Annotated in this window: 7 protein-coding genes; 1 reads left to right on the top strand and 6 read right to left on the bottom strand. The window is 64.0% G+C overall.

What is annotated here, in order from left to right:
* Nucleotides 1-137 precede the first annotated feature (137 nt).
* The 6 genes from CI15_RS14695 to CI15_RS14670 form a co-directional block, all read right to left on the bottom strand.
* On the bottom strand, nucleotides 138-1,928 hold the full coding sequence (locus tag CI15_RS14695; RefSeq protein WP_062128940.1) for an acyl-CoA dehydrogenase: 1,791 nt from the start codon (nucleotides 1,926-1,928) through the stop codon (nucleotides 138-140).
* Between the two features lie 98 nt (nucleotides 1,929-2,026).
* Nucleotides 2,027-2,962, bottom strand: coding sequence for an electron transfer flavoprotein subunit alpha/FixB family protein (locus tag CI15_RS14690; protein ID WP_062128938.1), 936 nt, complete (start codon nucleotides 2,960-2,962; stop codon nucleotides 2,027-2,029).
* Nucleotides 2,963-2,984: 22 nt separating this feature from the next.
* Entirely contained in the window at nucleotides 2,985-3,734 is a 750-nt protein-coding gene (locus CI15_RS14685) for an electron transfer flavoprotein subunit beta/FixA family protein (RefSeq protein ID WP_062128936.1), read from the bottom strand.
* Nucleotides 3,735-3,970: 236 nt separating this feature from the next.
* Nucleotides 3,971-4,768, bottom strand: a complete 798-nt coding sequence (locus CI15_RS14680; protein ID WP_062128934.1) for a MetQ/NlpA family ABC transporter substrate-binding protein — start codon at nucleotides 4,766-4,768, stop codon at nucleotides 3,971-3,973.
* 48 nt (nucleotides 4,769-4,816) lie between these two features.
* Nucleotides 4,817-5,470, bottom strand: coding sequence for a methionine ABC transporter permease (locus tag CI15_RS14675; RefSeq protein ID WP_062128933.1), 654 nt, complete (start codon nucleotides 5,468-5,470; stop codon nucleotides 4,817-4,819).
* Nucleotides 5,460-6,494, bottom strand: a complete 1,035-nt coding sequence (locus CI15_RS14670) for a methionine ABC transporter ATP-binding protein (RefSeq protein ID WP_062128972.1) — start codon at nucleotides 6,492-6,494, stop codon at nucleotides 5,460-5,462. Before CI15_RS14670 ends, CI15_RS14675 begins: the two co-directional genes overlap by 11 nt.
* Nucleotides 6,495-6,733: 239 nt before the next feature.
* On the opposite strand from CI15_RS14670, the gene CI15_RS14665 reads away from it, so the two are divergent.
* Nucleotides 6,734-7,639 carry an alpha/beta hydrolase gene (locus tag CI15_RS14665; RefSeq protein ID WP_062128932.1) on the top strand — a complete coding sequence of 302 codons (906 nt, stop codon included), beginning with the start codon at nucleotides 6,734-6,736 and terminating at the stop codon, nucleotides 7,637-7,639.
* The last annotated feature ends 24 nt before the right edge of the window (nucleotides 7,640-7,663 follow it).

The raw sequence follows: 7,663 nt of genomic DNA, 5'->3' as shown, positions 1-7,663 counted from the left end.
TTGTTGTCACAGAAAAAAACCCCAAAAGCATGGACGGGTGTCCAACTTTTGGGGTTCATTTCAGTGAGGCGCCGTTTGCATTTCAATGGCGAATCATTCTCCAAGCGTGATGCCGCAATTGCAGCATCACGGCACGCTCAGAACTGATCCTCCGACAAGGCCAGCACGCCCTCGCCGCCCTTCGCGTTGACGATCGCCACTTCGAGCGCCGCCGCCTGCGGCAGCACGTGCTCGGCGTAAAACCGCGCGGTCGCGATCTTTGCGTCGTGGAACGCGGGATCCTCGTCGCGCCGGGCGGCCGCGGCAAGCTGCGCACGTGCCATCTGCCAGCCGCCGAGCACGATACCCGCGAGCTTCAGATAAGGCACGCTGCCCGCGAACACCGCGTTCGGATCGCCCTTCGCATTGGCGACAACGAAATCGACGACCGCGCCGAGCGCGCGTTGGCCCTGCGCGAGCTGCGTCTTCATCGACGCGAACGCCGCGCCCTGCTGCGCGCCAAGCGCCTCGACCGTTTCGGCGATACCGGCAAGCAGTTCCTTCGCGACCTTGCCGCCGTCGCGCAGCGTCTTGCGGCCGATCAGGTCGTTGGCCTGGATCGCGGTCGTGCCTTCGTAGATCGACAGAATGCGCGCGTCGCGGTAGTACTGCGCGGCGCCGGTTTCCTCGATGAAGCCCATGCCGCCGTGCACCTGCACGCCGAGGCTCGTCACGTCGATCGACAGCTCCGTGCTCCAGCCTTTCACGATCGGCACCAGGTATTCGTAGATCGCCTGATGCCGCGCGCGCGTCGCCTCGTCCGGATGACGATGCGCGAGGTCGCAATGCGAAGCCGCGACATACGCGAGCGCGCGCGACGCCTCGGTGAGGCTGCGCATCGTCGACAGCATGCGGCGCACGTCCGGGTGCTGGATGATCGCGACCGACTGCTTCGCGGAGCCATCCACTGGACGGCTCTGCACGCGCTCCTTCGCATACGCGACCGCCTTCTGATACGCGCGATCCGAGATCGCGACACCTTGCATGCCGACCGCGAAACGCGCGGCGTTCATCATGATGAACATGTACTCGAGGCCGCGATTTTCTTCGCCGATCAACTGACCGATCGCGCCGCCGTGATCGCCGAACTGCAGCACCGCGGTCGGGCTCGCCTTGATACCGAGCTTGTGCTCGATCGACACGCAATGCACGTCGTTGCGCTCACCGAGCGAGCCGTCCTCGTTGACGAGGAACTTCGGCACGAGGAACAGCGAAATGCCCTTCACGCCTTCGGGCGCGTTCGGTGTGCGCGCAAGGACGAGATGGACGATGTTCTTCGCCATGTCGTGCTCGCCCCAGGTGATGAAGATCTTCGTGCCGAACAGCTTGAACGAACCGTCGCCCTGCGGCTCGGCGCGCGTGCGCACGAGCGCGAGATCGGAGCCCGCTTGCGGCTCGGTCAGGTTCATCGTGCCGGTCCATTCGCCCGAGATCAGCTTCGGCACGAAGGTTTGTTTCTGCGTTTCGCTGCCGGCCGTGAGCAGCGCCTCGATCGCGCCATCCGTCAGCAGCGGACACAACGCGAACGACAGGTTCGACGCGTTCAGCATCTCGATGCACGCCGTCGCGATCAGCTTCGGCAGCCCCTGCCCTTCGTAGTCGAGCGGATGCTGCACGCCTTGCCAGCCGCCCTCGGCGAACTGGCGGAACGCGTCCTTGAAACCGGGCGTCGCGGTGACGACGCCATCCTTCCAGCTGCTCGGATTGCGATCGCCGTCGACGTTCAGCGGCGCGAGCACTTCGCCGCAGAGTTTCGCCGACTCGTCGAGCACGGCTTGCGCGGTGTCGAGGTTCGCGTCTTCGAAGCCGGGCAGCTTCGCGATGTCTTCGAGTCCGGCCAGTTCTTTCATCACGAACAGCATGTCCTTGATGGGTGCCGTGTAGCTCATTTCCGTTCTCCTCCCTTGATATAAAAAAAGGGCGCGGGACTTGGTCGGTCCTGCGCCCTTCGCTTGCTGTCGGCGACTTCTGCGAGCCGCCGCGGCGCTTAGCCGAGTTCGCTCACGAGCTCCGGCACGACGGCAAACAGATCACCGACGAGGCCGTAGTCCGCCACGCTGAAAATCGGCGCTTCCGGATCCTTGTTGATCGCGACGATGACCTTCGAGTCCTTCATGCCGGCGAGGTGCTGGATCGCGCCGGAAATGCCGACCGCCACGTACAGTTGCGGTGCGACGATCTTGCCGGTCTGGCCGACCTGATAGTCGTTCGGCACGAAGCCCGCGTCGACGGCCGCGCGCGATGCGCCCAGCGCCGCGTTCAGCTTGTCGGCCAGTGGCTCGAGCACCTTCGTGTAGTTTTCGCCATTGCCCAGACCACGGCCACCCGACACGATGATCTTTGCGCTCGTCAGTTCCGGACGATCGAGCTTCGTCACTTCGCGGCTCACGAACTGCGAGATGCCGGCATCCGCTGCCGCTTCGATCTTTTCGACCGCTGCGCTGCCGCCTTCGGCCGCTACCGCGTCGAAGCCCGTCGAGCGCACCGTGATGACCTTGATCGGATCTTGAGATTGAACCGTCGCGATCGCGTTGCCCGCGTAGATCGGACGCTCGAACGTGTCGGCGGAATCCACTGCGGTGATGTCGCTGATCTGCGCGACGTCGAGCTTCGCGGCGATCCGCGGCGCGATGTTCTTGCCGTAGGCGGTCGCCGGCGCGAGGATGTGCGTGTAGTTCTTCGCGATGTTCAGCACCGTGGCTTCGACGTTTTCCGCAAGGCCCGCTTCGAGCTGCGGCGCGTCCGCGAGCAGTACCTTGCTCACGCCAGCGATCTTCGCTGCGGCATCGGCCGCGGCCTGCGCGTTGTGACCCGCGACCAGCACGTGAATGTCACCGCCGATCTTCTGTGCCGCTGCGATCGTGTTCAGCGTCGCGGCCTTGATCGAGGCGTTGTCGTGTTCTGCAATTACCAGGTTCGTCATTTGCTCTGTCTCCGCGTTCTACTTAAAGCACCTTCGCTTCGGTCTTCAGCTTCTCGACCAGCGTCTTCACGTCCGGCACCTTCACACCGGCGGAGCGCTTCGGCGGCTCGACCACTTTCAGCGTCTTCAGACGCGGCGTGACATCGACGCCGAGGTCTTCAGGCTTGATCGTTTCCAGCGGCTTTTTCTTCGCCTTCATGATGTTCGGCAGCGTCACGTAGCGCGGCTCATTGAGGCGCAGATCGGTCGTGACGACAGCCGGCAGCGTCAGCGACAGCGTTTCCGCGCCGCCGTCCACTTCACGCGACACCGTCGCCTTGCCGTCAGCAACAACGACCTTCGAAGCAAACGTCGCCTGCGGCAGGTTAGCCAAAGCCGCGAGCATCTGGCCAGTCTGATTGGAGTCGTCGTCGATGGCCTGCTTGCCGAGGATCACCAGTTGCGGCTGCTCCTTATCGACCAGCGCTTTCAACAGCTTCGCGACCGCCAGCGGCTGCAGATCTTCACCCGATTCGATCAGGATCGCGCGATCCGCGCCGATTGCCAGCGCGGTGCGCAGCGTTTCCTGCGCCTGCGTCACACCCGCCGACACGGCGATCACTTCGGTCGCGACGCCCGCTTCCCTCAGACGCACGGCTTCTTCAACCGCGATTTCGTCGAACGGATTCATCGACATCTTCACGTTGGCGATGTCGACGCCCGTGCCGTCCGATTTCACGCGGACCTTCACGTTGTAGTCGACCACTCTTTTCACTGGCACCAGAATTTTCATGCACACGCTCCAAAGTTACGAATACGTCAACCCGACGAACATTATAGCGACTGCCCTCGTGACAGCCCTGTCGCGGGCGCTTTGCGGGAGGATATCGCTCCTCAGCGGCGTGACGGCAATATCGAACGATCGTTCTATTTTAATCTCGAAAAAACCCGGGAGACAACCCCGGGTTCCGACTCAGACCTCTAATTTCGCATTGCCGTCGTGTTCTGCGAGGTCCGTGGGCCCTTGCCTCACCAGGCGGTGATCACCGAGCCGCCGAATTTGCTGTCGATGAACTGCTTCACTTCCGGCGAGTGGTACGCCGCGACGAGCTTCGCGACCCAAGGCTTATTCCTGTCCGCCTCGCGAATCGCGATGATGTTCACGTACGGACCTTTCGGGTCTTCGATCGCGATGGCATCCTGCTTCGGCTTCAGGCCCGCTTCCATCGCGAAGTTGGTGTTGATCGCGGCGGCGTCGACATCGCCGAGCGAACGCGGAATCTGCGCCGCGTCGAGCTCGACGATCTTCAGCTTGCGCGGATTGTCGACGATGTCGAGCGGCGTCGCCTTCAGGCCCGCATCGGCGCGCAGCTTCAGCAAGCCCAGCTTCTGCAGCAGCAGAAGCGCGCGGCCGCCGTTGGTCGGGTCGTTGGGCACCGCGATCTTCGCGCCCGGCTGCAACTCGGCGAGCGACTTCACCTTCTTCGAATAGATGCCCATCGGGTACGTGACCGTGTCGGCAATACGGATCAGCTTGTAGCCGCGATCCTTCACCTGCGCCTGCAAGTACGGGTCGTGCTGGTAGCTGTTCGCGTCCAGGTCGCCGCTTGCGAGCGCCGCGTTCGGCTGCACGTAGTCGGAGAATTCGACGATCTTGATGTTGAGACCGTTCTTTGCGGCAACCGTCTTCACGACGTCCATGATCTGCGCATGCGGGCCGCCTGTCACGCCGACCTTGATCGTGTCTTCGGCATGCGCCGCAGTGGTGGCGAAGAGCGTTGCCGCGCCAAGCGCGGCGGCCAGCTTGAGAATGAAGCGACGTTGCATGGTGGACCTTTTCCGAATCTCTATGAGCGGGCTTCCGATCGCCCTTGTTTATTTGTGGCTCAAACGACGCACGAGCCAATCCCCGAACGACTGCACCAGTTGCACGAACACGATCAGGATCAGCACGACCGCGAGCATCACTTCCGGCAGGAAGCGCTGATAGCCGTAGCGGATGCCGAGGTCACCCAGACCGCCGCCGCCGATCGCGCCGGCCATCGCCGAATAGCCGACCAGCGACACGAACGTGATCGTCAAACCGGCGATCACACCCGGCAGCGATTCCGGCAACAGCACCTTGAAAACGATCTGGCTGGTGGTCGCGCCCATCGCCTGAGCGGCTTCGATGAGCCCGCGATCGACCTCGCGCAGCGCCGTCTCGACCAGACGCGCGATGAACGGCGCGGCGGCGATCGTCAACGGCACGATCGCCGCCGCGGTACCGATCGACGAACCGACGACGAGCCGCGTAAACGGAATCACCGCGACCAGCAGGATGATGAACGGCGTCGAGCGCACCGCATTGACGATCACGCCCATCACGCGATTCACCGCGACGTTTTCGAGCACGCCCTGGCGGTCAGTCAGATACAGCAGCACACCGAGCGGCACGCCGACCACAGCGCCAATCAGTCCGGAGATGCCCACCATGATGAGCGTCTCCCAGAACGACTGGACGAACATATCGAACATTTCACTCAACATGCGAGAGCTCCTCTACCACGACACCCTGCTCGCGCAGAAACGTGATCGCCTGCGCGACCTGTGCCGGATCGCCGCCCGCGAGCACCGCGAGCGAGCCGAACGCCTGGCCCTGGATCTCGTCGATCTGGCCGTGCAGGATGTTGAAATCGAGCTCGTAGCGGCGAATCGTTTCCGACAGGATCGGCTGATCGACGCCCGAACCGGTGAACGCGAGGCGCAACAGATGGCCGTTGCCGGTCTTCAGGCGCTGCGCGACGCGCGCCTTCATGGCGGGCGGCAGCTCCTGCGCGATCACGTCGCCGATCAGCGCGCGCGTGACTTCATGGCGCGGCTGCAGGAACACGTCGATCACCTTGCCCTCTTCGACGACGCGGCCCGCGTCGAGCACCGCGACGCGATCGCAGACCTGCTTGATCACGTCCATCTGGTGCGTGATCAGCACGATCGTCAGGTTCAGTTCGCGATTGATGCGCTTGAGCAGATCAAGAATGGCGCGGGTGGTTTCGGGATCGAGCGCGGAGGTCGCCTCGTCCGAGAGCAGCACCTTCGGCTTGCTCGCAAGCGCGCGGGCGATGCCGACGCGCTGCTTCTGGCCGCCGCTGATCTGCGCCGGATAGCGGTCCTTCTGCGCCGACAGGCCGACGAGTTCGAGCAGCGGCAGCACGTTCGCCTCGATTTCGTCGCGCTTCATGCCCGCCAGTTCGAGCGGCAGCGCGACGTTCTCGTACACGGTGCGCGAGGACAGCAGATTGAAGTGCTGGAAGATCATGCCGATCTCGCGACGCGCGTCGCGCAATTGCGCGGTGGGCAGCGTCGTCAGATCGCGGCCGTTGACGAGGATGTTGCCCTCGGACGGACGCGTCAGCAGATTGATCGTGCGAACCAGCGTGCTCTTGCCCGCGCCGCTGCGGCCGATGATGCCGAACACCTCGCCGGCCGGAATCGACAGATTGACGTTGTGCAGCGCCTCGACCCAGCCCCGAGGTCCGGCGAAGCGCTGGGAAACATTGCGTATTTCGATCATGGACAAACAAAAACGGCGGAGGCTGCCGGCGAGCATGATGCTCCCGACAAGCGGCCGCCGTTTCTTTTATTGGGATTTGAGGTCGCCATTCTACCGCAGCGGCGACATACCCTTTAATAATCAATTCCGATCTTTTCATAACCTGAGGGCATTAGAGGCATCCCTTGTGAGCAAAGCTCACGCGCCTCGCGCCGCTACGACTATGATCGGGCCACCTTCCTAGCGCACAGACCGCCGCCATGCAGACTTCCCCGGGCCACACCGTGCGCGCGAGCGCCGGCAGTCTCAACAAGGACGCACCGCAGCTCGCCTCGGTCACGACCGCCGATGGCATTTCGTTGCCGCTCTACCGCTGGCGGCCGAGCGGGCCGACACGCGCGACGGTCGCGCTGCTGCACGGGCTCGCCGAGCACGCCGGCCGTTACGCCGCGGTGGCGGGCCGGCTCAACGCGGCGGGCATCGAGCTCGTCGCGATCGATCTGCGGGGCCACGGCCACGCGCCAGGCAAGCGCGCCTATGTGAAACGCTTCGACGACTACCTGCTCGATGCGCAAGCGCTGCTCGACGCCGCCGCGCAAAGCTGCGCGCCGCTCTTCCTGATGGGTCACAGCATGGGTGGCGCGGTGGCCGCGCTGTATGCGATCGAGCGTCTCGACGCGAGCGGCCGGCGCCTGAGCGGCCTGATCCTGTCGAGCCCCGCGCTCGCGCCGGGCCGGGACGTGCCGAAGTGGATGCTCGCGCTAAGCCAGGTGATCAGCCGCCTCTACCCCGGCTTCCCGGCGATGAAGATCGACCCCGCGCTGCTCTCGCGCGTGCAGCCGGTGGTCAATGCCAACCGCAACGATCCGCTCGTGCATCACGACGCGATTCCGGCGCGCACCGGCGCCGAGCTGCTGCTCGCGATGGCGCGCATCGAACGCGGTCGCGCGGGGCTGCGCATGCCGCTGCTCGTGTTTCATGGCACCGCCGACAAACTGACCGAGCCCGACGGCAGCCGCGAGTTCGGCAAGCACGCGGGCTCGCCGGACAAGACGCTCACGCTGCACGAGGGCAGCTATCACGAGACGATGAACGATCTCGATCGGGATCGGGTGATCGAGGCATTGGTCGAGTGGATCGAAAAACGGGCGCTGGGACGCAGTTAGGGACTCAGTGAAGGGCACAGAGCG

Origin of the sequence: Paraburkholderia monticola, from assembly GCF_001580545.1 — a bacterium.
GTDB classification, from domain to species: domain Bacteria; phylum Pseudomonadota; class Gammaproteobacteria; order Burkholderiales; family Burkholderiaceae; genus Paraburkholderia; species Paraburkholderia monticola.
Note: the sequence above shows the minus strand (reverse complement) of the source record. Positions and strands in the feature narration are given on the sequence as shown.

Excerpts from the sequence above, each read along its gene's own strand:
- CI15_RS14695 (WP_062128940.1), bottom strand. The coding sequence starts at position 1,928 with ATGAGCTACACGGCACCCATCAAGGACATGCTGTTCGTGATGAAAGAA.
- CI15_RS14690 (WP_062128938.1), bottom strand. The coding sequence starts at position 2,962 with ATGACGAACCTGGTAATTGCAGAACACGACAACGCCTCGATCAAGGCC.
- CI15_RS14685 (WP_062128936.1), bottom strand. The coding sequence starts at position 3,734 with ATGAAAATTCTGGTGCCAGTGAAAAGAGTGGTCGACTACAACGTGAAG.
- CI15_RS14680 (WP_062128934.1), bottom strand. The coding sequence starts at position 4,768 with ATGCAACGTCGCTTCATTCTCAAGCTGGCCGCCGCGCTTGGCGCGGCA.
- CI15_RS14675 (WP_062128933.1), bottom strand. The coding sequence starts at position 5,470 with ATGTTGAGTGAAATGTTCGATATGTTCGTCCAGTCGTTCTGGGAGACG.
- CI15_RS14670 (WP_062128972.1), bottom strand. The coding sequence starts at position 6,494 with ATGATCGAAATACGCAATGTTTCCCAGCGCTTCGCCGGACCTCGGGGC.
- CI15_RS14665 (WP_062128932.1), top strand. The coding sequence starts at position 6,734 with ATGCAGACTTCCCCGGGCCACACCGTGCGCGCGAGCGCCGGCAGTCTC.